The organism is Verminephrobacter eiseniae EF01-2 (assembly GCF_000015565.1).
Lineage (GTDB): Bacteria > Pseudomonadota > Gammaproteobacteria > Burkholderiales > Burkholderiaceae_C > Acidovorax > Acidovorax eiseniae.
Genome location: NC_008786.1, coordinates 3,118,091 through 3,137,687, shown reverse-complemented (window position 1 = coordinate 3,137,687; position 19,597 = coordinate 3,118,091). Strand labels below are relative to the sequence as shown.

The window sequence follows — 19,597 nt, the reverse complement described above, 5'->3', positions numbered from 1 at the left end:
GCATGAGCCTCTTCGACACCCGCCCCAAAGTCAGCGTGCTGGTCGAGCAGACCGGCGAGCGCTACGCCTGCGCCACCACCGAAAGCCTGCTGCAGGGCATGTTGCGCCTGGGCCGCAAGGGCATCCCGGTCGGCTGCGTCAACGGCGGCTGCGGCGTGTGCAAGGTGCGCGTGCTCGAAGGCCGGACCACGCCGCTGGGGCCGGTCAGCCGCGCGCACGTGAGCGAAGCCGACGAGCAGCAGGGCTTCACCCTGGCGTGCCGGGTCGCGCCCGCCACGTCCGTGACCCTGCGGGTGCTCGGCAAGTTCGAGAAACCCTTTTCCAGAAGGCCTGCCGTATCTGCGGCGGCAGGCTCCGAATCCTGAACAGCAGCAACCCCCACAAGGAGACACATCATGGGTGTAATGAGAATCGGGCACGCCAGCCTGAAAGTGATGAACATGGCCGCGGCCCTGCGGCACTACGAGAACGTGCTCGGCATGAAGGTGACGATGCAGGACAAGGCCGGCAACGTCTACCTCAAGTGCTGGGACGAATGGGACAAGTTCTCCGTGGTGCTCACGCCCGCCGACGAGGCCGGCCTGAACCACGTGGCCTACAAGGTCGAGAAAGAGAGCGACCTGGACGAACTCCAGCAAAAGATCGAGGCCTGGGGCGTGAAGACCACGATACTCGACGAGGGTACGCTGCCATCGACCGGGCGCATGCTGCAGTTCAAACTGCCCAGCGGCCACGAGATGCGGCTGTACGCCACCAAGGAATACGTGGGCACCGAGGTCGGCACCACCAGCCCCGACCCCTGGCCCGACGGCATCAAGGGCGCCGGCGCGCACTGGCTGGACCACACGCTGCTGATGTGCGAGATGAACCCGGAAGCGGGCATCAACACCGTGGCCGACAACACGCGTTTCATGGCCGAAGTGCTGGACTTCTTCCTGACCGAGCAGGTCACGGTCGGCCCCGGCGGCAGCATCCAGGCCGCCACCTGGATGAGCCGCACCACCACGCCGCACGACATCGCCTTCGTCGGCGGCGCGCGCAGCGGCTTGCACCACATCGCCTTCTTCCTCGACTCCTGGCACGACGTGCTCAAGGCCGCCGACGTGATGGCCAAGAACAAGACCCGCATCGACGTGGCGCCCACGCGCCACGGCATCACGCGCGGCGAGACCATCTACTTCTTCGACCCCAGCGGCAACCGCAACGAGACCTTCGCCGGCCTGGGCTACCTGGCCCAGCGCGACCGGCCCGTGACCACCTGGACCGAGGACAAGCTCTGGAGCGGCATCTTCTATCACACGGGTGAAGCGGTGCCGTCCTTCACGGACGTGTACACCTGATCCGGCGCGCCATGAACCTGTTCGTCGAGACCCCGCAAATCGGCACCACGGCGGCCCACGCCGCCGTGGCCGCCGCGGTGAATCACGCCCGCTCGCTGGGCATCACCATCAACGCGGCCGTGACCGACGGCAGCGGCACGCTGATGGCGTTCCTGCGCATGAACGGCGCGTTCCTGCACTCGATCGACATCGCGGTCGACAAGGCCTACACCGCCGCCAGCTTCGGCTTCCCGACCTCGAAGTGGAGCGGCGTCATCGGCGACGACGAGCTGCTTCGCATCGGCCTGAATCGGCGCGAGCGGCTGGTGCTGTTCGGCGGCGGGCTGCCCATCGTCTCGGACGGTGCGCGCATCGGCGGCATCGGCGTCTCCGGCGGTTCGGCCGAGCAGGACGAAGCCTGCGCCCGCGCCGGCCTGCAAGCCCTGGGCCTGGTTTGAATCTCCACCACCTCTGTTCACCATGAAACAGTTTCACAACTTCATCAACGGCGAGTTCGTCGCCACCGGAAAAACCTTCGAGAACCGCGCCCCGGCGAACAACCGGGTCATCGGCCTGGTGCACGAAGCCGGCCAATCCGAGGTCGATGCCGCCGTGGCCGCCGCACACGCCGCGCTCAAGGGCGAATGGGGCCGCATGAGCGTGGTCCGGCGCGCCGAACTGCTGCACGCGGTGGCCGACGAGATCCACCGCCGCTTCGACGAGTTCCTCGAAGCCGAACTCGCCGACACCGGCAAGCCGCGCTCGCTGGCCTCGCACATCGACATTCCCCGCGGCGCGGCCAACTTCAAGATCTTTGCCGACATCGTCAAAAACGTGCCGACCGAGAGCTTCCAGATGGCCACACCCGACGGCGGCACCGCCATCAGCTACGCGGTGCGCTCGCCGCTGGGCGTGGTCGGCGTGATCTGCCCCTGGAACCTGCCGCTGCTGCTGATGACCTGGAAGGTCGGCCCGGCGCTGGCCTGCGGCAATGCCGTGATCGTCAAGCCCTCGGAGGAAACGCCCGCCACCGCCACGCTGCTGGGCGAGGTGATGAACGCCGTGGGCATTCCCAAGGGCGTGTACCAGGTGCTGCACGGCTTCGGCCCCGGCTCGGCCGGCGAGTTCATCACTAAGCACCTCGGCGTCAACGGCATCACCTTCACCGGCGAGACGCGCACCGGCGAAGCCATCATGGCCGCGGCCGCCAAGGGCGTGCGCCCGGTCAGCTTCGAGCTCGGCGGCAAGAACGCCGGCATCGTGTTCGCCGATGCCGATTTCGAGAAGGCCGTGGCCGGCATCACGCGCAGCGCGTTCGAGAACTGCGGCCAGGTCTGCCTGGGCACCGAGCGCGTCTACGTGCAGCGCCCGATCTTTGAGAAGTTCGTGGCCGCGCTCAAGGCCAGTGCCGAAGGCCTGAAGGTCGGGCCATCCCACGAGCCGGGCGTGAACCTCGGCCCGCTGATTTCCGCCGAGCACAAGGAGAAGGTGCTGGGCTACTACGCCAAGGCCAGGGCCGAAGGCGCCACCGTGGTCACCGGTGGCGGTGTGCCCGAAATGAAGGGTGAATTCGCCGAAGGCCACTTCGTGTTGCCCACGATCTGGATCGGCCTGCCCGAGAGCGCCGCCGTCATCCGCGAGGAAATCTTCGGCCCCTGCTGCCACATCGCGCCCTTCGACACCGAGGAGGAAGCGATCGCACTGGCCAACGCCACCGACTACGGCCTGGCCACCACCGTGTGGACGCAGGACCTGGGCACCGCGCACCGCGTGGCCGCCGCGATCGATGTCGGCCTGTGCTGGATCAATTCCTGGTTCCTGCGCGACCTGCGCACCGCCTTCGGCGGATCGAAAGCCAGCGGCATCGGTCGCGAGGGCGGCGTGCATTCGCTGGAGTTCTACACCGAACTGCGCAACGTGATGGTGAAGCTGTGAACGCGCCGCACAACCCCGAAGTTGCGCGCAGCGTGCGCACCGGCTCCTTCCACACCAACGTGCACGACCTCGGCGAATCCCGCCCCGGCCAGCCGCCGGTGCTGTTCATCCATGGCTCCGGCCCGGGCGTGAGCGCCTGGGCCAACTGGCGGCTGGCATTGCCCGTGATCGCGCAAGACCGCCACGTGATCGCGCCCGACATGGTGGGCTTCGGCTACACCGACCGGCCCGCCGGACAGGCCTACACAATGGATGCCTGGGTGCAGCAGGTGCTGGACCTCATGGATGCGCTCGGCGTCGAGCAGGCCGACGTGGTGGGCAACAGCTTCGGCGGCGCGCTGTCGCTTGCGCTGGCCATCCGCGCGCCGCAGCGCGTGCGGCGGCTGGTGCTCATGGGATCGGTCGGCGTGTCCTTTCCGATCACGCCGGGCCTTGACGCCGTGTGGGGCTACGAGCCTTCGCTGGACAACATGAAGCGCCTGCTGGACATCTTCGCCCACAGCCGCGCGCTGGTCACCGACGAACTGGCGCAACTGCGCTACGAGGCCAGCATCCGGCCCGGTTTCCAGGCATCGTTCGCCGCCATGTTCCCGGCGCCGCGCCAGCGCTGGGTCGATGCGATGGCCAGCCCCGAGGCGGCCATCCGCGCGCTGCCGCACGAGACGCTGATCGTGCACGGGCGGGAAGACAAGGTCATCGCGCTGCAGAACTCGCTCAGGCTCAGCGAGTGGATTGCCCACAGCCAGTTGCACGTGTTCGGCCACTGCGGCCACTGGACGCAGATCGAACACGCGGACCGTTTCGTGCGCCTCGTCGGCGACTTCCTGGCCGAGGCCGACGGCGCCTGATTTCCCTTTCACAGGACACCCCATGGACCCACAAAAAATCCAGCGCCACGGCGACGAGCTGTACCAATCGCTGCTCAGCCGCCAGCCCGTGGCGCCGCTGACCGAGCGCGAGCCGGGCATCACCATCGACGACGCCTACCAGATCCAGTTGCGCATGATCCAGCGCCGCCTCGACGCCGGCGAGCGCGTCGTGGGCAAGAAGATCGGCGTGACCAGCCAGGTCGTGATGGACATGCTGGGTGTGAACCAGCCCGACTTCGGCCACCTGCTCTCGGGCATGGTGTTCAACGAAGGCCAGCCGCTGAGCATGGCCCAATTCATCGCGCCCAAGGCCGAGGCCGAGGTGGCCTTCATCCTCGCGCGCGACCTCGAAGGCCCGGGCGTGACCGCCGCCGACGTGCTGCGCGCCACCGACTGCGTGATGCCCTGCTTCGAGATCGTGGACAGCCGCATCGAGGACTGGAAGATCAAGATCCAGGACACCGTGGCCGACAACGCCTCCTGCGGCGTGCTCACGCTCGGTGGCCTGCGCCGCAGCCCGCGCGACATCGACCTCGCCCTGGCCGGCATGGTGCTGGAGAAGAACGGCGAGATCGTCAGCACCTCGTGCGGCGCCTCGGTGCAGGGCTCGCCCGTCAACGCCGTGGCCTGGCTGGCCAACACGCTGGGGCGGCTGGGCATAGGCCTCAAGGCCGGCGACATCATCCTCTCGGGCTCGCAGTCGCCCCTGGTGCCGGTGGTGGCGGGCGACAGCCTGTATTGCACGGTCGGTGGACTGGGCGGTACTTCCGTCCGGTTTGTGGCTTGAACGGAGAAGCGATTCATGAAACTCGACCAGCACACCATCGCCCAACTCGCCGAGCACCTGGAGAACGCCGAACTCGAGGCCCAGGACGTGCTCAAGATCACCGACGACCACCCGGACATGGACTGGGCCGACGCCTACGCCATCCAGGATGCCATCCGCGCCCGCAAGGAAGGCCGCGGCCAGAAGACCGTGGGCCTCAAGTGCGGCCTGACCTCCTACGCCAAGATGAAGCAGATGGGTGTGGACACGCCCGTGTTCGGCTTCGTCAGCGACTACATGGCCCGCACCGAGGGCAGTGAGATCAGGACGTCCGAACTCATCCACCCCAAGGTGGAGGCCGAGATCTGCGTCGTCACCAAGGCGCCGCTGCAGGGACCGGGCTGCCACGTGGGCGCCGTGATGGCCGCCATCGACTTCGTCATCCCCGGTGTGGAAATCATCGACAGCCGCTACCGCGACTTCAAGTTCGACCTCAAGAGCGTGATCGCCGACAACACCTCGGCCTCGCGCTTCGTGATCGGTGGCCGCGCGCGCAGCGTGGACGCGCTGGACCTGCGCACGCTCGGCGTGGTGCTGGAAAAGAACGGCCGGATCGTGGCCATGGCCGCGGGCGCGGCCGTGATGGGCCACCCGGCCGCGGCCATCGCCGCGCTGGCCAACCACCTCGGCGAACGCGGCCAGGCCATCCCGGCCGGCACTTTCATCATGACCGGCGGCGTGACCGAGGCCATCGCCGTGCAGGCCGGCGACAGCGTCAACGTGCGCTTCCAGGACCTGGGCACGGTCTCGATGCGGTTCACCTGACACCCCTTCTTCCCATTCAAACGAGAGAGAAACGCATGAACAGAAGACGGGTTTTCCTGATTTCCACCCTGGCATTGGCGGGCCTGGCGCTAGTGTCGCGTCACCGATCATCTGTCGGTCTGCGCTGGCCATCGAAGCGCATCGCGGCGTTGCATCGCTTGCCAATACGCTCGGTATTGGCTGCGCGATGCGCCTTGCGCTGCGCTCCGATGGCTGCGCGCAGCCTACGACATCTGATCGGTGACGCGACACTAGGCGCTGGCGCCGCGCTGGCAGCCGATCCCTATCCGTCTCGTCCGATCAAGCTGATCGTGCCGTTCGCGCCTGGCGGTCCCACCGACGTGATGGGCCGTGTCGTCGGCCGACTGCTGAGCGAACGGCTCAAGCAGCCCGTGGTGATCGAGAACCGGGCCGGTGCCGGTGGCAACCTGGGCACGGCCGCCGTGGCCAACGCACCAGCTGACGGCTACACGATCGCGCTCAGCGCGGTGAGCAGCCTGGCGATCGCCCCGGCCCTGTATCCGGCGTTGCCCTACAACGTGAAGACAGATTTCACGCCGATCACGCTGGTGGGCATCGCCAAGGGCGCGATCGTGGCGCACCCCTCGGCGCCGTTCGACGACCTTCGGGGTCTGGTCGCCTATGCCAAGGCCAACCCGGGCAAACTGGCCTACGCCAGTTCGGGCATGGGCACTGCCAACCACCTGGCGGCCGAGTCCTTCCAGGTAGCGGCCGGGATTCAACTGGTGCACGTGCCCTACAGGGGCACCGGGCCCGCCACCCAGGATTTGCTGGCCGGCACCGTGCTGCTGTCGTTCGAAAGCTCGTTGACCAGCGCTGCACCCAACGTCAATGCGGGCCGGCTCAAGGCCATCGCCATCACAGCGGCCACGCGCAGCGCCCTGCTGCCCGACGTACCAACCGTGGCCGAACAGGGCTATCCCGGCTTCGACGTGCCGACCTGGTTCGGCATCGTCGCACCGGCCAGCCTGCCTCCGGCGGTGGCCGCCACCCTGCACCGGGCGATCACCGAAGTGCTCGGCACAAGTGAGGTCGCCGAACGCTTCGCGCAGATCGGTGCCGAACCGACCCCCATGGCGGCCGAGCGCTTCGCCGGCTACATCCGGGCCGAAAACGAGCGCTGGGCCAAGGTAATCCGCGACCCCCGCATCACACTCGAATGAATGAAGGAATCCCCATGAAAAAAATCAAATGCGCCCTGATCGGTCCGGGCAACATCGGCACCGACCTGCTGGCCAAGCTGCAGCGCAGCCCCGTGCTGGAGCCGGTATGGATGGTGGGTATCGATCCGGCATCCGATGGTTTGAAACGTGCCAGTGAGATGGGCATCAAAACCACCGCAGAAGGCGTGGACGGCCTGATCCCGCACATGAAGGCCGACGGCGTGCAGATTGTCTTCGACGCCACCAGCGCCTACGTGCACGCCGAGAACAGCGCCAAGGTCAACGCCCAGGGCGCGATGATGATCGACCTCACGCCCGCGGCCATCGGCCCCTACTGCGTGCCACCGGTGAACCTGAAGCAGCACGTCGGCCGGCGCGAGATGAACGTCAACATGGTCACCTGCGGCGGCCAGGCCACGATCCCCATGGTCTACGCCGTCAGCCGCGTGCAGCCCGTGGCCTACGGCGAGATCGTGGCCACCGTCTCCAGCCGCTCGGTCGGCCCGGGCACGCGCAAGAACATCGACGAGTTCACGCGCACCACGGCGGGCGCCGTCGAGAAGGTCGGCGGCGCCAGGCAGGGCAAGGCCATCATCATCATCAACCCGGCCGAGCCGCCGCTGATCATGCGCGACACCGTGCACTGCCTCGTGGAGGGCAAGCCCGACGAGGCCGCCATCACGCAGTCCATCCACGACATGATCCGCGAGGTGCAGAAGTACGTGCCGGGCTACAAGCTGGTCAACGGCCCGGTGTTCGACGGCCAGCGCGTCTCGGTCTTCATGGAAGTCGAAGGCCTGGGCGACTACCTGCCCAAGTACGCGGGCAACCTCGACATCATGACCGCCGCCGCCGCGCGCACGGCCGAGATGTTCGCCGAAGAAATCCTCAAGGGCGAGCTCGTCCTCGAACCCGTGGCCGCGTGAGAAGGAGCACCCCATGACACTCAAAGGCAAGCAGATCACCGTGCACGACATGACGCTGCGCGACGGCATGCACCCCAAGCGCCACCTGATGACGCTCGAGCAGATGAAGACCATCGCCTGCGGGCTGGACGCCGCCGGCGTGCCGCTGATCGAAGTCACTCACGGTGACGGCCTGGGCGGCAGCTCGGTCAACTACGGCTTTCCGGCCCACAGCGACGAGCAATACCTGAGCGCGGTCATCCCGCTGGTGAAGCAGGCCAAGGTCTCGGCCCTGCTGCTGCCGGGCATAGGCACCGTGGACCACCTGAAGATGGCGCACGGCCTGGGCGTGCACACCATCCGCGTGGCCACGCACTGCACCGAGGCCGACGTGTCCGAGCAGCACATCCGCTTCGCGCGCAAGCTGGAGATGGACACCGTGGGCTTCCTGATGATGGCGCACATGGCCAGCCCCGAGAAGCTGCTCGAGCAGGCGAAGCTGATGGAGGGCTACGGCGCCAACTGCATCTACGTGACCGATTCGGCCGGGCATCTGCTGCCCGAGACCGTCAAGACCCGCGTGGGCGCCGTGCGCGAGGCACTGAAGCCTGAAACCGAACTGGGTTTCCACGGCCACCACAACCTGGCAATGGGCGTGGCCAACTCGATCGCGGCCATTGAAGCGGGGGCCAACCGCATCGACGCGGCGGCGGCCGGCCTCGGCGCGGGCGCGGGCAACACGCCGATGGAGGTGCTGATCGCGGTGTGCGATCTGATGGGCATAGCGACCGGCGTGGACGTGTTCAAGATCCAGGACGTGGCTGAGGACTTGGTGGTGCCCATCATGGACTTCCCGATCCGCATCGACCGCGACGCGCTCACGCTGGGCTACGCGGGCGTCTACGGCTCCTTCCTGCTGTTCGCCAAACGCGCCGAACAGAAGTACGGCGTCCCGGCGCGCGACATCCTGGTCGAGATGGGCCGGCGCGGCATGGTCGGCGGGCAGGAAGACATGATCGAGGACACCGCCATGACCATGGCGCGCGAACGCGGCCGGCTTGCCGCCTGAAGGAGACAGCCATGCCATTCGCCCAGATCTACATGCTCGAAGGCCGCACCGAAGACCAGAAGCGCGCGGTGATCGAAAAGGTGACCCAGGCCTTGCATGAGGCCGTGGGGGCACCCAAGGAAACCATCCGTGTCTGGATCCACGACGTGCCTAAGCAGAATTGGGGCATTGCCGGGGTCAGCGCGAAAGACCTCGGGCGCTGACATCGCCTGGTGCCGCTGTTGCTGGCCGGGGTCGATGCACAACTGCTGCGACCACCCGTCAACGTGCTGCGCCTGAGTCTGCACAGGCTGGCCGCCAGGGCCATGCAGATGGCCCCCAGGATGCAGGTGTAATAAGCACGCGCGGGCGCAAGGCGCACAGCAGCATTTGCGCGCGGCTCCGGCCCTTGGCCACGCCGTTCTGGGTGGAATAGCGGATCAGTCCCCGCTGGTAGGCAAGCCGAGGCCACCCTCCACTCGGGCATCCGTAGGGTGAGCGGCGCAATGCTGGGGCTCAATCCAGCCACCAATCTTGGTGCTCTCAGTGGCTATGCCGTCACGCCTTTGACGCTATTGGAAAAAGAGCTGTAGTTCACCAAAGACACCGCCCCTGAAAACCACCCCGTCACGCGTGCAGTTTCGGGTGGCGAGTCGAACAGGAACGCCTACAACATACCCAGCGTCCGATACTGCAAAGGCTTCCCGTGGACATCGCGTCCACAAAGCCTTCACCGCAGCTCCGGCTGCATGAAGTCCAGCCACGCTGGCGTCGCAGTCGTTACCTGCCCTCGAGATCCCCGGCTTCGTCCGGGGTGGCCGCTTCGGCGGTCGTGAGTTCCGGTCGGCCTACCAGCCGGCCCATGTGCGCATGGCGCGCAGCCCTGCGGCTGCATGCCATCGAGCGAAGGCCTGCCCCGCAAGGACGCGGGCCTTCATCCCACGCGGGCCGTCCTGGTCTGCGCCGAGCCGCTCTGCTACCGCGGAGCTTTCCCGAACGGGGACCCCCAAGTCCCCGCCAGGGATGGGTGTTCCCTTTTCCAGAAGGAGAACCCCATGTTCGTCGTCCCTGTGACAAGAGAGTTGCGCCCCGTGCCGACGCTGCCGGGTGGGTCCGGGCTTGCCCGTCGTCTCCATCCGCCGCGCCGTGTGCTGCCGGTGCTGTTGCGACCGTTGCCCTGCTCCTGCGGGTGCACGGTTCACACGTGTGGGCGCTGCGCCGCCGGAGGTTGACCATGTGCGTCGACCTGTACCGCAAACGCATCGCCGCCACCGTAGTCGAGTTGGCCCGGGACGATCCGTCCCTGGTCAAGGAAGTGATCGCCCGTCTGCGCGCAGCGGGCGAGATCGAGGCCGACGATCTGGTCTACCTGGATCGGATCGCCGACCGCTGGATCGCGATCGCTGAAGCAAATGCCCAGCGTGGCGCCTCACCGCACCCGCGTCAATCGCGCGGGTAGCGGGGCGCCCTTCGCCTGAGCAAGCGCTGAGGCGATCTTGTCCAGCAGATCAGGGCGTTCCTCGGTCAGTGTCCCGGCCCATCGGGTCAGCGCCTGTTCGAGATCGTCCTGCGTTCGCGCCCCGTCGACGTCGAGTCCGAGCTTTCGGAATTCCTCGACCTCGACGGGCGTGAACCGTAGTGAATGGCCTGCACGAAGCAGGTGTGGGCTTTCGAAGTGTGCGGGAAGCCAGCTTAGCAAAGCAGCGCACCGCTTCAACCCCTGGGAGACTGCCGCCTCCCGATGGGGCCGGTACGCACTTCCCGCAACCAAGGAGAAACACCATGCCCCTGAATGCGCCCCGTGCCAAGCCGCGCCGAGCCAGCATCGCCACCGAGGAAGACCGCGCCTGGGTGTCGTTCTACCAGCGTGTCGGCAAGGATCCGGCGATCGCGGCTGAAGTGATGGCTCAACTCGAAGCCGACGCCCAGATGAAGCGCGACCACCTGGCGCTGTACCTGTGCTGCCGGGAATCCCTGCGGCTGCACCAGGCCCGCGAGGCACGAAACCAGCGTATCGGCCATTTCGTGCGCTGGCTCTTGGGTGGCTTTTTCATCAGGCTCCCAAAGGCACTGCGCCGTGCGCTCGGCCGAAGCGGCGACATCGCCGTGGCCTGCCTGCCCGAACAGGGTGCCGAACCGGCCTCGGCCAAGGTCCGTCGCCTTTCGGCAGATCCGAAAGTCCGGGCCGCGCGGACGGCGTTCAAGTCGCAGGCCGGGACCGAGACACCAGCCGCTGCGGCTGCGGCTGACACCAGCCTTCAAGTGGCCCGAGCAGTTGATGTATCGAAACGGGTATTCTTGGCGCAAGCCGCTCGGAAGTAGGGTGCTGGACAACTAAGCACCCCTTTTGTATAAAAGCCTCACTCCGAAAAAGAAACCTATTGAGTTGAGCACCATAGGCGGCCAATGAAACTGCGCTCCGGGGTTTGTGAATAATGCCTGCGTGTGATTAAGGCCTAGCAGCAAGAAAAGCACTGTAAAACCCTGTACTGCAACGAGCGCCGCTCGTTGATCGTTGAGCCTTAACAGCTGCACGACGATCAGCGCAACGCCGACATTCCAAAACGCAATCTCACGCTGCCAGCCCGCATTACCTCCCCACACCGACATAGACCCGCCAAGAATGCTCTGGAATACGGTTTGCACGACAAAAGACGCGCAGAATGCGCCCAAGCAGATGAGCAAGAAGATGCGGGTATTGATAGTCATTACGGATGGCTGAATTGATGAGTTAACTCTGATCTGAAACCCGATTTGCGTCTAGCACGCTCAACACATCTGTGAGGATGTCGACGAACTGCTCGCTGGCGTTTCACGGCGCGGCCCAGCACTTCGCCGGTGGCCGCTTTCAACGCATCCGATTGCACACATCTTGAAGATTCGGCGGTAAGCTGTTGATTTTTCGAAGAGAAGATGGAACGGATGAGCTGGGCACAAGAGGAGTTCGCGGACCTGGACCTGGGCGACAAGCGCCTGAACCGGCGGCAGGTGAAACTGGCCGAGACCTTCAGCCGGCAGCCCACACCCAGCATCCCGGCTGCCTGCGGGGGCTGGGGCGACACCCGCGGTGCCTACCGCTTCTTTGCGCACGAGGACATTGACTGGCAGGACATCCTCAAGCCGCACTGGCAGGCCAGCGCCCAGCGCATGGCCGAGCACCCGGTGGTGCTGTGCCTGCAGGACACGACGGAGCTGGACTTCAACGGTCAGGGCATTGCCGGGCTGGGCCGGCTGAGCTACGACGCGCAGCGCGGGATGTACCTGCATCCGACCTACGCGATCACGCCCGATCGCGAACCGCTGGGCGTGATCGATGCGTGGATGTGGGCGCGTTCGGCCAAGAAGGGGCAGGCTGCGAGCGATGAGGTGCTGGAGAGCACGCGCTGGATCGAAGGCTACGAGCGCATCGCCGAGCAGGCGGCCAGCCTGCCTGGAACCCGGCTGGTCTATGTGGCCGACCGCGAAAGCGACCTGCTGGCGCTGATGCGCCGCGCTGCAGAATTGGGCCATCCGGCCGACTGGCTGGTGCGCGCCAAGCACAACCGGGTTCTGCCCGAAGACGGCAAGCTGTGGGCCACAGTGACAAGCGGCCACCCTCTGGGCCAGATCGTCTTCACCCACGCGCCGCGCGGCCAGCGCGCCCGGCGGGTGCACCAGACGGTGTGGGCCAAGTCGGTGCGGCTGGCCCAGGGCGTCACCGTGACCTGTGTGATCGCTCGCGAAGAACACCCGCCGAGCGGCGTCAAACCCATCGAATGGCGCTTGCTGAGCAACCGCCCAGCCGGCGACTTGCAGGCAGCCACGCAGTTGATCGAGTGGTACCGCGCCCGCTGGGAGATCGAACTGTTCTTTCACGTCGTCAAGAACGGCTGCCGGATCGAGGCACTGCAATTGAGCCGCATCGAGCGGCTCGAGCGCGCCATCGCCCTGTACCTGGTGATAGCCTGGCGCATCGCGCGCTTGATGCGCCTGGGGCGCAATGGCCCGGATCTACCCGCCGAACTGTTCTTCGAGCCCGACGAATGGCGCGGCGTGCACTTCCTGCTCAAAAAGCCCATCCCCAAGCAGGCGCCGCGCCTGAACACCGTCATCCGGATGGTTGCCACGCTGGGCGGCTTTCTGGGGCGCAAGTGCGATGGCGAGCCCGGCGTGAAGACGTTATGGATCGGCATGCAGCGCGTGGCCGACTTCGCTGCCGGACTGGACTACGCCAGGGAAATCCAGGCGCTGTGAGATGTGTGCAATCGGATGCTTTCAACGCCGCACACAAGCTGACCGACCGCTGCGCTTGAATTCGAAGCCAGGGCTCTCGGCGCATCTGGGCGACTGCGGTAGCTTCCTATGCTGTGCGTGCGGCGGGGGGAGGGGATCTGTTTTTCATAAAAACCGTAATGATACGTGACCTTGCCCCTGGAATCCGTACCCCATAGCGGAGTCACGAATTGGCTTGCTTGGCCTGAGCCGCATGCCAGTCTTGCTCGAACCGCACCGGGCTGGCGTACGCCAGCGTGGAGTGTAGCCGGGTGCGGTTGTACCAGAGTACCCAGGCGATGACCTCGTCCTTGGCCTGGCGCCGCGTCACGAAGCGCTGCCCATGCAGTCGCTCCACCTTCAACGAACCGAACAGGGTCTCGCTGCAGGCGTTGTCCCAGCAGTTGCCCTTGCGGCTCATCGAGGCCGTGATGCCGCACTGGGCGAGCACGTCCCTGAAGTCCTCGCTGGCGTATTGGTTGCCCCGGTCGCTGTGGAAGATCAGCCCGGCATGCTTGCGCGGATGGTGCTTGAACCAGGCCATGCGCACAGCATCGATGACGATGTCGCGCGTCATGTCCTGGCGCAGTGACCAGCCCACCACCTGGCGGCTGCTCTGCGCCTTCGCGAAGTACGCCGTCGCTTTTCCCAAGATGTCACGCTCCATCTTCACCCGTGCAAGCTCCGCCCGCAGTCGACTGATCTCCATCTGCTCGGCGCTCACGACCTTGCTGTCAGCGCCTGTGAGCTTGCCCAGGCGATCCGCCTTGACCCAGTTGAACAGCGTCTGTTCCACCACGCCCAGCGTCCTGGCCGCCGCTGCGATGCTCTGGCCGCCGTGAACCAGTCGCACTGCCTCCTGCTTGAATTCCAGCGTGTAGCGCGCCCGCACTGTCTTCGTCATTTCCGTTTTCCTTGCTTGCATTGAACCACTCAGCAAGGGATACGTTTTTCGTGGGCAGGGTCAGCAAATCGCCATGCTCGGCGGCTTCCTGGGTCGCAAGTGCGATGGACAGCCCGGCGTCAAATCCCTCTGGCTTGGCTTTGCCCGGGTCAGGGATTTTGTGCAGGGTGTTGAGCATATGCGCTTGCTTCAGGATGCGGGGGGACGTTGTGTGTAAGGGCATGCGTCAAGCCCGTGCCGTATCGTGGACCGGGCGAAGTGCATCCCTCACTCCTGAGCGAGCACCTGCAGCGCAACTGGCTGCGCCATTGGTCCGAAGTTGTCCGCTGAGCTCCCGCACGAGGCCCTTCAACATGAACAATCTGCTAAATCCCGAGGCCGTAGCCCTCCACCTGGACGTCACCGGCTTTCTCTACCAAGAAGCGCGGCTGCTCGATGAAGCGCACTACGCCGAGTGGCTTGAACTGCTCGAGCCGCAGGTACTGGTCCGCTTGTGCTCGCGCGAGGTCATCGATGCGGCCAGCACGCCCGTGGCTGTGCCGCTGCTCGACGAGAACCGCGCCTCGCTCGAGGCGCATGTGTACCTGCTGAGCCAGAGCAGCCTCTCGATTGCGGAGAACCCACACAGCTTCACGCGGCGTCTCGTCTCCAACGTGATGGTGGCGGCCGGCACGGCGGCCGATAGCGTGCATGTGCGGTCACACCAGTTGGTGCACCGCATCTGCGGGCGCTCGACGGTGCCGATAGTGCTAACCATCACGCGCGACGACGTGCTTGGCCGGCACGACGGGCGCTGGCGCCTGCGTTCCCGCGAGGCAGTGATGAACGGCGCTACCGTCGGTGCCAACAACCTGACGGCACTGTTCTGAGCAGGGGCCTGATGCACAACGACGACCGAATCAGCGTCCGGGCGCGCTCGCTCGTTTGGGAAGCCGAGGGCGTAATCTCGGTCGAACTCGTGCACGTCGACGGCGTACCGCTACCGGCCTTCGAGGCAGGAGCCCATGTGGACCTTCATCTGCCCAACCGCCTTACTCGCAGCTACTCGCTGTGCAGCAGACCGGGCGACGTGCATCGCTACGTGTTGGGCATCGGCCTAGACCGCGCCAGCCGCGGCGGCTCGCGCTGGGTGCATGAGCAACTGCGCGCGGGTGCGCTGCTGGAGATCAGCGCGCCGCGCAACCACTTTCGCCTGGACAAGGCCGCGCCGGCCTTCGCGCTGATAGCCGGGGGCATCGGCGTAACGCCGATTCTGGCGATGGCGCAGCGCCTTGCCGAGCTCCGCAAGCCCGTGCGCATGCTCTACGCTGTCCGACACGCGTCAGCGGCTGCTTTCACTGCCGAGTTGCACGCGCTGGTGCCTGAACTCACGTTGCACATCGACAGCGAGGCCAGCCTCCCGCCTGACCTGGCCGGATGGCTGGCGCGCCTGCCGCGAGACACCAGTGCCTACTGCTGCGGGCCCGCCCCGATGTTAGATGCTTTCGAGGCCGCGAGCGCCCGCCTGGGCTTGACCGATGCCCGCGTCGAGCGCTTCTCGGCGCCGGTGGTAAGTGCGGCGTCCACCGTGGCCCCTTACACCGTGGTGTTGCAACGAAGTGGCCGCAGCGTGGACGTGGCGCCCGGCATCAGCATCTTGCACGCCTTGATGGATCAGGGCATCCAGGTGCCCTACAGTTGCATGGCAGGAGCTTGCGGCACCTGCGAGACGCGGGTTCTAGACGGCGAGGTTGAGCACCGCGACAGCGTGCTCACGCCGACCGAAAAGGCGCGCGGCGACGTGATGATGGTCTGCGTCTCGGGCAGCAAGGGCCAGCGTTTGGTACTGGACCTCTGACCGGGCCGGCCGGCGGTCCGGTCAGGTGAGGCCGTGATCCGGCTCGCCGAGGTTCAAAAGCGGGCTACATGCGCAGTAGCCGCGCGCTCACACTTTCTCGCCACGCACATTCTGCGTCCCCAGCAGGGCATTCGATGTGGCAGTGTCACCCTTCGTGAGACGACATCGCCATAGACCTCGAGAATTGATGCTGCGAAGCTTCCATTGTGAAAACATCCCGGAGTCTTCCGGGCGTCGCACGCGTTAAGTGCCAGAGCGGGCCTGGCCCGCGTTTCTTCACTCCCCAGGGATCACGCATCCCTGGGGAAGCAGTGGTCCCGTTTCTTCCTGGAAATCTGGATTCGGATGTGCGCAACCACACCGGAATCCGTCACTGAAATGGAGCCATGCCATGAGCAATACCCAACACATCTGTGCCGCACTTGCCTCTCTCGGCTGGAACACCGAGGAACTGGTATCGCACGGTACCGCCACCAAGGTCTATGCGACTGCGGTCGGACCGAAGGAAGCCCACGTCTACCTGCGCTTCGCGCGTGATCAACTCACGGCTCGTCTGAGCGGCGACTACTGGAGCGAAGGTCGAAATGCTCTCAGCACTTGCACGCAAGCCATCACCCTCGAACAGGTTGAGGCCCTCATCGATGCGGTGAAGTCCTTTTCGAGCAACGTGGACCGCATCGTTGCGGGCACCTACGCCATGCGCCTTGTCCGTCGCACCGCCGGCTGAACCTCTCAGCTACGCCGGCGGCGTGACTTGCAGTCCATGGGCAGCCAGGACACGCAGGATTTCGCGCAATTCCTCCTCATCTTGGTCGAGCCGGTGTGGTGAGCGACCGGCGATGATCTGCGGCCTGGCGCAGAGTTCGAGTTGCACGGTAAGTCCCGGCGCGGAGACGATGCGAGGCGTGATCGGCCGCGGCAACTGCTGGACGTGGCGCATTGCGTCCGTGACGGTGGACACCGTGCTGTCAGGCGCACGTAACTGCAAGTAGACAGCCGTGACGTTAACTCCAGCCACTGGATCGGACAAGAAGCCCCACGGGGTCCCGGTGAGCGTGCTCATGTCGACTCCACCTTGACGGCCGGTGCTGGGAATGTCTTACGCCCGCGCCAAGCATCCTGCACGAAGGGGTCGGTCACCGCGTAGACGCCATGGCCCTTGCGCATGATGATGTTGGCATTGCGCAGTTCCTCGGCGATCCGTTGGACTTGGTCGGCCGTCACCTCGCGCCCCACCGTCGCGGCGTACTCGCCCAAAGCGTCCGCAGCGAACAAGCCCGTCGCATCGCCCTGCGCACTCGCAATGCGATTGAAGACGGCCGTGGCGAGAACCCCCAGGTCCTCGACCTTGCGCAACTCCACGTCCGCGGCCGCACCCTTCAAGGTCGCCGCGATCACCGGCAGGTAGCGGTCCGCGTCCTTTGGATCCTGTTGTTGCAGTTGCCGCAAGGCCCGGGTCATTTCCTCCGGCCGGCGGCCCAGCGTGTTGAACGCCTCGACGGCGACAGGCAGGCTGGGCAAGACCTTCGCGCCCTCGCCTGCAATGCCCTTGAGCACGTCGTCGACGTAGTCCTCACCGAGCGTGGGGTAGTCCACCGACGTGGCGCCCGCGAAAGCGTGTTTTCCCTGCAGCGTCATGCCGACCACCTGCGCGCGATGCGAGCCGGTGCCGATGAAGATGAAGTGTCCGGGGGTGTGGGGCCTCGGGTTGATCGCATCGCGTGCCGCCTTGATGGCCAGCAGCATCTGGCTGCCGTCATCGCCGGCAAGGGCCTGTTGCACCTCATCGACGATCAGCACCACGTCGGTCTTGGCCAGGTCGACCACTTCGGTCAGGGCCTGGGCGATGGTGGGCCCGCCGCGTGCGCCCAGATCGGTGAGCTGGAAGCCGAATTTGAGTCCAACTGCACCAATATCCAGCCCCTTGAGCCGCTTCAGGCGCGCCAGCGCGCCAGAGGTGGGGGTCTGCAAGTCCTCCAGCGCCTTGCGGATCGCCGCATGTATCAGGGTGGCGGGATCGGCCTTGGTATCGGCCCACAAGTCGACATAGATGACCAGCGCCCCCATCGCCTCCAGGGCAGGAATCAGGTCCTGCTGCAGAAAGGTGGTCTTGCCAGTGCGCCGCAGTCCCGACAGGAAGAGTCCTGACCGCAGTCCTTGATCAAGCATGCCAGGCTGAATGAGTTGCTTGGCCATCTGCTCGGCCAAGGCGGTGCGGCGGAAAAAGTACATTTTGGAGAAATTAGTCAAACAAGCTAATTAGTAGTATTGACTAAAACATACCAAAGGGCAAGCTGAATAGGGAATCCATTCTTGCATGCAGGGCGCGTCATGTTGCCGCTACGGTACTCTCATGTTGATAAGCGTTCTCCCCCGAGCCCGTGTGAGCTTCACACAAAGCGTCAAGATAGTCAGCCCAAGACTGCATCATGGTCTGGCGTTGCACCATGAACTCGGCCCTGTCGTAGGCCGAGCCGAGCGGTCCAGACTTCCGGTGGGCCAATTGCACTTCGATGACATCTGAAGAGATATTCAGCCACTCCACGAGAAGCGTTCTGGCCATCGCTCGAAAGCCGTGAGGAGTCATCGTGTCGTTGTCGAATCCCATCCGACGCAATGCTACCCTCACCGTGTTTTCACTCATGGGACGTTTGGGGCTAACGACCGCGGGGAACACGTAGCGCCCTCTCCCTGTCAGCGGCTGCAGATCCCGAAGCACGGCCACGGCCTGACGCGCAAGCGGAACCAGATGCGGGCGCCCGTTGAGCTTTTCGCTCTTCTTCCGCTTCATCTTCTCCGAAGGAATTTTCCACATGGACGCCTCAAGATCAACCTCTTCCCACTCCATCTGGCGGATGTTGCCCGGCCGTTGGAACAGTAGCGCCGACAGGTAAAGGGCGACCCGCGTGGTCAGTTGCCCGTCATAGCCACGAATGGCCAACATCAACTCACGAACCTCCTTCGGCTCCAGGATGGCTGCCATGTGTTTCGTCAGCACTGGGCGCAGAGCACCTCGAAGGTCCGCTGCGGAATTCCTGTCGCACCGGCCAGTGGCGATACCGTAACGAAAGGTCTGCCCGCAGGCTTCCAACAGCGAATGCGGCAGTTCGCGCGCGCCCCGCGCTTCGACGCGGCGCAAGGCCTGCAGAAGCATAGGAGCAGAAATCTGTTTGAGCGGCAGTTTGCCAAGCCACGGAAAGATGTCTTTTTCCAGACGCTCCAGCCACCTTCTGGCGTACTCCAGACTCCAGGACCTCTTTTTCGTCGTGTGGAACTCCCGCGCAACAACCTCAAAGGTAGCTTCAGGGTCTGAACGGTTGCTCAGCCGCTCAAGCTGACGTTCAAGCACTGGATCGACGCCGCGCTGGTGTTGCTTTCGCGCATCATCGCGTGCCGTTCGTGCGTCCTTGAGCGGTACGTCTGGATAGACGCCGAGCGCGAGCCGTTTTTCTCTGCCGTCGAAGCGATACTTCCAAAACCAGCGTTTGGAACCGGACGGTGACACCTCAAGGTACAAACCGGCCGCATCGGAGAGGCGAACCCGCTGCTTATCGGCGGGACAGAGTGCGTTTTTGCAGTGCTTATCGGTGAGCATGGGGGAACAACTCCTAACGGTTGAAAAACCGCCATTCGTTCCCCCAAATGTTCCCCCACATTGACCGGTTTTTTTATGAAACCGGTTGAATGCTCCTGATGCAAACGACCCGTCTAAGTCGTTGATTTCGCGTGGAAATCGGTCTTTGGTGAGACCGTG

The 19,597-nt window shown here is 65.1% G+C and carries 23 protein-coding genes and 1 pseudogene; 19 read left to right on the top strand and 5 right to left on the bottom strand.

Features of this window, described 5'->3' with window-relative positions; all coding sequences use genetic code 11:
- Positions 1–2: 2 nt before the first annotated feature.
- From VEIS_RS13590 to VEIS_RS13525, 14 genes are all read left to right on the top strand, one after another.
- Positions 3–365, top strand: a complete 363-nt coding sequence (locus VEIS_RS13590) for a 2Fe-2S iron-sulfur cluster binding domain-containing protein (protein WP_011810525.1) — start codon at positions 3–5, stop codon at positions 363–365.
- A gap of 30 nt (positions 366–395) precedes the next feature.
- On the top strand, positions 396–1,340 hold the full coding sequence (locus VEIS_RS13585; RefSeq protein ID WP_011810524.1) for a catechol 2,3-dioxygenase: 945 nt from the start codon (positions 396–398) through the stop codon (positions 1,338–1,340).
- 11 nt (positions 1,341–1,351) lie between these two features.
- Positions 1,352–1,777, top strand: a complete 426-nt coding sequence (locus tag VEIS_RS13580; protein WP_011810523.1) for a GlcG/HbpS family heme-binding protein — start codon at positions 1,352–1,354, stop codon at positions 1,775–1,777.
- Between the two features lie 22 nt (positions 1,778–1,799).
- Positions 1,800–3,254, top strand: coding sequence for a 2-hydroxymuconic semialdehyde dehydrogenase (locus tag VEIS_RS13575; protein WP_011810522.1), 1,455 nt, complete (start codon positions 1,800–1,802; stop codon positions 3,252–3,254).
- Positions 3,251–4,102 carry an alpha/beta fold hydrolase gene (locus tag VEIS_RS13570; RefSeq protein WP_011810521.1) on the top strand — a complete coding sequence of 284 codons (852 nt, stop codon included), beginning with the start codon at positions 3,251–3,253 and terminating at the stop codon, positions 4,100–4,102. Before VEIS_RS13575 ends, VEIS_RS13570 begins: the two co-directional genes overlap by 4 nt.
- 22 nt (positions 4,103–4,124) lie before the next feature.
- Positions 4,125–4,910: a 2-oxopent-4-enoate hydratase gene (dmpE, locus tag VEIS_RS13565; protein WP_011810520.1), complete on the top strand. Its 786-nt coding sequence runs from the start codon at positions 4,125–4,127 to the stop codon at positions 4,908–4,910.
- Between the two features lie 15 nt (positions 4,911–4,925).
- Positions 4,926–5,714: a 2-oxo-3-hexenedioate decarboxylase gene (gene dmpH / locus VEIS_RS13560; RefSeq protein WP_011810519.1), complete on the top strand. Its 789-nt coding sequence runs from the start codon at positions 4,926–4,928 to the stop codon at positions 5,712–5,714.
- Between the two features lie 35 nt (positions 5,715–5,749).
- Entirely contained in the window at positions 5,750–6,898 is a 1,149-nt protein-coding gene (locus VEIS_RS13555; RefSeq protein WP_232287687.1) for a Bug family tripartite tricarboxylate transporter substrate binding protein, read from the top strand.
- 14 nt (positions 6,899–6,912) lie between these two features.
- Positions 6,913–7,824: an acetaldehyde dehydrogenase (acetylating) gene (locus VEIS_RS13550; RefSeq protein ID WP_011810517.1), complete on the top strand. Its 912-nt coding sequence runs from the start codon at positions 6,913–6,915 to the stop codon at positions 7,822–7,824.
- 13 nt (positions 7,825–7,837) lie between these two features.
- Positions 7,838–8,872, top strand: coding sequence for a 4-hydroxy-2-oxovalerate aldolase (gene dmpG / locus VEIS_RS13545; RefSeq protein WP_011810516.1), 1,035 nt, complete (start codon positions 7,838–7,840; stop codon positions 8,870–8,872).
- 11 nt (positions 8,873–8,883) lie between these two features.
- Positions 8,884–9,075 (top strand): 2-hydroxymuconate tautomerase, encoded by a 192-nt coding sequence (locus VEIS_RS13540; protein ID WP_011810515.1) that lies wholly within the window; start codon positions 8,884–8,886, stop codon positions 9,073–9,075.
- A gap of 9 nt (positions 9,076–9,084) precedes the next feature.
- Entirely contained in the window at positions 9,085–9,207 is a 123-nt protein-coding gene (locus VEIS_RS31155) for a hypothetical protein (protein ID WP_265259655.1), read from the top strand.
- An 878-nt stretch (positions 9,208–10,085) separates the two neighbouring features.
- Complete coding sequence (locus tag VEIS_RS13535; protein ID WP_041950032.1) at positions 10,086–10,310, top strand: hypothetical protein; 225 nt, start codon at positions 10,086–10,088, stop codon at positions 10,308–10,310.
- Positions 10,311–10,633: 323 nt separating this feature from the next.
- A complete protein-coding gene (locus VEIS_RS13525) occupies positions 10,634–11,173 on the top strand; it encodes a hypothetical protein (RefSeq protein WP_011810512.1) in 540 nt (179 codons plus the stop codon).
- Between the two features lie 12 nt (positions 11,174–11,185).
- Here VEIS_RS13525 and VEIS_RS13520 read toward each other — a convergent pair whose 3' ends face one another.
- The gene (locus tag VEIS_RS13520) at positions 11,186–11,560 is read right to left on the bottom strand and encodes a hypothetical protein (RefSeq protein ID WP_011810511.1); all 375 of its coding nucleotides are present in this window, start codon (positions 11,558–11,560) and stop codon (positions 11,186–11,188) included.
- Between the two features lie 204 nt (positions 11,561–11,764).
- On the opposite strand from VEIS_RS13520, the gene VEIS_RS13515 reads away from it, so the two are divergent.
- Positions 11,765–13,084: an IS4 family transposase gene (locus VEIS_RS13515; protein WP_011809967.1), complete on the top strand. Its 1,320-nt coding sequence runs from the start codon at positions 11,765–11,767 to the stop codon at positions 13,082–13,084.
- A 202-nt stretch (positions 13,085–13,286) separates the two neighbouring features.
- Here the strand turns inward: VEIS_RS13515 and VEIS_RS26315 are convergent, their stop codons facing one another.
- On the bottom strand, positions 13,287–14,006 hold the full coding sequence (locus tag VEIS_RS26315) for an IS3 family transposase (protein ID WP_083758627.1): 720 nt from the start codon (positions 14,004–14,006) through the stop codon (positions 13,287–13,289).
- 67 nt (positions 14,007–14,073) lie between these two features.
- On the opposite strand from VEIS_RS26315, the pseudogene VEIS_RS29750 reads away from it, so the two are divergent.
- The 4 genes and pseudogenes from VEIS_RS29750 to VEIS_RS13490 form a co-directional block, all read left to right on the top strand.
- Positions 14,074–14,223, top strand: a pseudogene (locus VEIS_RS29750) (IS4 family transposase); the annotation flags it as partial.
- Between the two features lie 136 nt (positions 14,224–14,359).
- Positions 14,360–14,875, top strand: coding sequence for an aromatic-ring-hydroxylating dioxygenase subunit beta (locus tag VEIS_RS13500; RefSeq protein WP_041950030.1), 516 nt, complete (start codon positions 14,360–14,362; stop codon positions 14,873–14,875).
- Positions 14,876–14,886: 11 nt separating this feature from the next.
- Positions 14,887–15,843, top strand: coding sequence for a PDR/VanB family oxidoreductase (locus VEIS_RS13495; RefSeq protein WP_011810509.1), 957 nt, complete (start codon positions 14,887–14,889; stop codon positions 15,841–15,843).
- Positions 15,844–16,234: 391 nt separating this feature from the next.
- Positions 16,235–16,570 (top strand): hypothetical protein, encoded by a 336-nt coding sequence (locus tag VEIS_RS13490; RefSeq protein WP_011810508.1) that lies wholly within the window; start codon positions 16,235–16,237, stop codon positions 16,568–16,570.
- Between the two features lie 9 nt (positions 16,571–16,579).
- Here the strand turns inward: VEIS_RS13490 and VEIS_RS13485 are convergent, their stop codons facing one another.
- The 3 genes from VEIS_RS13485 to VEIS_RS13475 all read right to left on the bottom strand — a co-directional run bounded on the left by VEIS_RS13485 (position 16,580) and on the right by VEIS_RS13475 (position 19,438).
- Positions 16,580–16,906 (bottom strand): hypothetical protein, encoded by a 327-nt coding sequence (locus VEIS_RS13485; RefSeq protein ID WP_011810507.1) that lies wholly within the window; start codon positions 16,904–16,906, stop codon positions 16,580–16,582.
- Positions 16,903–18,075, bottom strand: coding sequence for a P-loop NTPase family protein (locus VEIS_RS13480; RefSeq protein ID WP_011810506.1), 1,173 nt, complete (start codon positions 18,073–18,075; stop codon positions 16,903–16,905). The genes VEIS_RS13485 and VEIS_RS13480 overlap by 4 nt, the downstream gene beginning before the upstream one ends.
- Positions 18,076–18,172: 97 nt before the next feature.
- Positions 18,173–19,438: a tyrosine-type recombinase/integrase gene (locus VEIS_RS13475; protein ID WP_011810505.1), complete on the bottom strand. Its 1,266-nt coding sequence runs from the start codon at positions 19,436–19,438 to the stop codon at positions 18,173–18,175.
- Positions 19,439–19,597: the final 159 nt, after the last annotated feature.

What these genes read in the sequence shown, in the direction of transcription:
- VEIS_RS13550 (WP_011810517.1), top strand. Translation starts at nt 6,913, where the DNA reads ATGAAAAAAATCAAATGCGCCCTGATCGGTCCGGGCAACATCGGCACC.
- dmpG (WP_011810516.1), top strand. Translation starts at nt 7,838, where the DNA reads ATGACACTCAAAGGCAAGCAGATCACCGTGCACGACATGACGCTGCGC.
- VEIS_RS13555 (WP_232287687.1), top strand. Translation starts at nt 5,750, where the DNA reads ATGAACAGAAGACGGGTTTTCCTGATTTCCACCCTGGCATTGGCGGGC.
- VEIS_RS13495 (WP_011810509.1), top strand. Translation starts at nt 14,887, where the DNA reads ATGCACAACGACGACCGAATCAGCGTCCGGGCGCGCTCGCTCGTTTGG.
- VEIS_RS13525 (WP_011810512.1), top strand. Translation starts at nt 10,634, where the DNA reads ATGCCCCTGAATGCGCCCCGTGCCAAGCCGCGCCGAGCCAGCATCGCC.
- VEIS_RS13535 (WP_041950032.1), top strand. Translation starts at nt 10,086, where the DNA reads ATGTGCGTCGACCTGTACCGCAAACGCATCGCCGCCACCGTAGTCGAG.
- VEIS_RS13580 (WP_011810523.1), top strand. Translation starts at nt 1,352, where the DNA reads ATGAACCTGTTCGTCGAGACCCCGCAAATCGGCACCACGGCGGCCCAC.
- VEIS_RS13500 (WP_041950030.1), top strand. Translation starts at nt 14,360, where the DNA reads ATGAACAATCTGCTAAATCCCGAGGCCGTAGCCCTCCACCTGGACGTC.
- VEIS_RS13485 (WP_011810507.1), bottom strand. Translation starts at nt 16,906, where the DNA reads ATGAGCACGCTCACCGGGACCCCGTGGGGCTTCTTGTCCGATCCAGTG.
- VEIS_RS13490 (WP_011810508.1), top strand. Translation starts at nt 16,235, where the DNA reads ATGAGCAATACCCAACACATCTGTGCCGCACTTGCCTCTCTCGGCTGG.
- VEIS_RS13540 (WP_011810515.1), top strand. Translation starts at nt 8,884, where the DNA reads ATGCCATTCGCCCAGATCTACATGCTCGAAGGCCGCACCGAAGACCAG.
- VEIS_RS13515 (WP_011809967.1), top strand. Translation starts at nt 11,765, where the DNA reads ATGGAACGGATGAGCTGGGCACAAGAGGAGTTCGCGGACCTGGACCTG.
- VEIS_RS13575 (WP_011810522.1), top strand. Translation starts at nt 1,800, where the DNA reads ATGAAACAGTTTCACAACTTCATCAACGGCGAGTTCGTCGCCACCGGA.
- VEIS_RS13585 (WP_011810524.1), top strand. Translation starts at nt 396, where the DNA reads ATGGGTGTAATGAGAATCGGGCACGCCAGCCTGAAAGTGATGAACATG.
- VEIS_RS13480 (WP_011810506.1), bottom strand. Translation starts at nt 18,075, where the DNA reads ATGTACTTTTTCCGCCGCACCGCCTTGGCCGAGCAGATGGCCAAGCAA.
- dmpE (WP_011810520.1), top strand. Translation starts at nt 4,125, where the DNA reads ATGGACCCACAAAAAATCCAGCGCCACGGCGACGAGCTGTACCAATCG.
- VEIS_RS13520 (WP_011810511.1), bottom strand. Translation starts at nt 11,560, where the DNA reads ATGACTATCAATACCCGCATCTTCTTGCTCATCTGCTTGGGCGCATTC.
- dmpH (WP_011810519.1), top strand. Translation starts at nt 4,926, where the DNA reads ATGAAACTCGACCAGCACACCATCGCCCAACTCGCCGAGCACCTGGAG.
- VEIS_RS13475 (WP_011810505.1), bottom strand. Translation starts at nt 19,438, where the DNA reads ATGCTCACCGATAAGCACTGCAAAAACGCACTCTGTCCCGCCGATAAG.
- VEIS_RS13590 (WP_011810525.1), top strand. Translation starts at nt 3, where the DNA reads ATGAGCCTCTTCGACACCCGCCCCAAAGTCAGCGTGCTGGTCGAGCAG.
- VEIS_RS26315 (WP_083758627.1), bottom strand. Translation starts at nt 14,006, where the DNA reads ATGACGAAGACAGTGCGGGCGCGCTACACGCTGGAATTCAAGCAGGAG.